Source organism: Planktothrix serta PCC 8927 (assembly GCF_900010725.2).
GTDB classification, from domain to species: Bacteria; Cyanobacteriota; Cyanobacteriia; order Cyanobacteriales; family Microcoleaceae; genus Planktothrix; species Planktothrix serta.
In genome coordinates this window covers 1-1,394 of record NZ_LR734836.1, presented here as the reverse complement: position 1 = coordinate 1,394, position 1,394 = coordinate 1, and the positions used below count along the sequence as shown (strand labels likewise).

Sequence of the window (1,394 nt, the reverse complement as noted above, 5' to 3'; positions counted from 1 at the left end):
ATTGTATCTCTAATATTGTCTATATCAATAACAATCATATCAACTCTCCTGATTAAACTAAGGTATTGATTAGTAATGACTTATTCTTTAGTCGTGTTCACCTCATGTTCAAAATAAGAGCGCAGTACGGTATTCATCATCGATTGATAGCCTTTTCCTTGGCTTTTGAACCAATCTAAAACATCACTATCAACTCTTAAAGAAATGGCTTTTTTAGTAATCGGTTTAACGAGTTTAGCTTTTTCCCAAAAATTGGCATCTAATTCAGGTATATCTGATGTGTCAATCGCATTTTCTGGGAGATTTTCTAACTCTTTAAGTCGTTTTGGCGAGATAGTCATAATAGGTTTCTCTTTCTTGACGAGTAGCTTTTCTTGCAGATATGATTCGGATGATTCCACTTCTTTCAGTATGCACTACGGTCACGATAACAACACCCTGTATTGCACCGATACTAATTTCTCGAATTTCTTCGCCGTAATCAAAACGTTCATCAATGGCGGTAAAAACAAGTCCGTCAAATATTTCTTGAGCTTCTTCAAAGCTAATACCATGTTTTTTGAGATTTTGGGCATTTTTGTTTACATCCCATTCAAACTGCATGATTGAGTATATACAAAATGTATCTACTAATTATAAACGATAACATAAACCCAATCATTATGTCTTCCCTCTTTCCCCAGGGAATGCAAACACGGAGCTCTACGTCCGCTTAAAACAGCAATTGGGGTTTTATTTTAACAGTTTATCGATTTCTTCATCAGTAAAGCCAAATTGCCGAAAAATCCTTAACACATAAGCAGGTGATATTTCTTTCGCACCGATATCAATGGGAACAATTCGTTTATTTTCTTGAATTAGACGAATATATAAACAATGATCTCCTTTCCCTTCTCGATAAAATTTACATCCACCTTTTTCTAAAATTTTAATTAGTTCTCTTGGTTTTAATGAAGGGATATTTTTAGGCATAAACCTTCCTTAATTCATAACTATTTGATTGATTATCCTCATCAATGGTTAAAAATTCATGGAGTTCTAAAATGGAAATAGGAGATTGATCAACTTTTTCTTCCGTTTCACAGACTAATAAAAAAGATGCAATCGCTTCTTGAAGTTTACTCATGGATTGTTCGGGATTATCGCCTTGAGCAACAATCCCATTTTCTAAACATAATGCGACCCAATAGCCCGCACTTTTTTTAAGAACAACGCTATAAAAATCCATTTGCATTACCTCATCTCTACTTAGATTATAAAATATTTCGTAGATATAAAGCAATAATACCATTATTTTATCATTTTGATTGTATCTCTAATATTGTCTATATCAATAACAATCATATCAACTCTCCTGATTAAACTAAGGTATTGATTAGTAATGACTTATTCTT

General features: G+C 32.9%; 4 protein-coding genes. All 4 read right to left on the bottom strand.

Translation table 11 applies throughout. The features are described from left to right. Nucleotides 1-80: 80 nt before the first annotated feature. Entirely contained in the window at nt 81-341 is a 261-nt protein-coding gene (locus tag PL8927_RS04300) for a BrnA antitoxin family protein (RefSeq protein ID WP_083617978.1), read from the bottom strand. Further along, nucleotides 316-603 carry a BrnT family toxin gene (locus PL8927_RS04295; RefSeq protein WP_083617977.1) on the bottom strand — a complete coding sequence of 96 codons (288 nt, stop codon included), beginning with the start codon at nt 601-603 and terminating at the stop codon, nt 316-318. The genes PL8927_RS04300 and PL8927_RS04295 overlap by 26 nt, the downstream gene beginning before the upstream one ends. A 129-nt stretch (nt 604-732) precedes the next feature. Continuing rightward, complete coding sequence (locus PL8927_RS04290) at nt 733-972, bottom strand: type II toxin-antitoxin system HicA family toxin (RefSeq protein WP_083617975.1); 240 nt, start codon at nt 970-972, stop codon at nt 733-735. After that, nucleotides 965-1,291: a type II toxin-antitoxin system HicB family antitoxin gene (locus PL8927_RS04285; protein ID WP_197047313.1), complete on the bottom strand. Its 327-nt coding sequence runs from the start codon at nt 1,289-1,291 to the stop codon at nt 965-967. The genes PL8927_RS04290 and PL8927_RS04285 overlap by 8 nt, the downstream gene beginning before the upstream one ends. Between the last annotated feature and the right edge of the window lie 103 nt (nt 1,292-1,394).

Coding starts and splice junctions, on each gene's coding strand:
- PL8927_RS04285 (WP_197047313.1), bottom strand. CDS start 1,291: ATGGTATTATTGCTTTATATCTACGAAATATTTTATAATCTAAGTAGA.
- PL8927_RS04290 (WP_083617975.1), bottom strand. CDS start 972: ATGCCTAAAAATATCCCTTCATTAAAACCAAGAGAACTAATTAAAATT.
- PL8927_RS04300 (WP_083617978.1), bottom strand. CDS start 341: ATGACTATCTCGCCAAAACGACTTAAAGAGTTAGAAAATCTCCCAGAA.
- PL8927_RS04295 (WP_083617977.1), bottom strand. CDS start 603: ATGCAGTTTGAATGGGATGTAAACAAAAATGCCCAAAATCTCAAAAAA.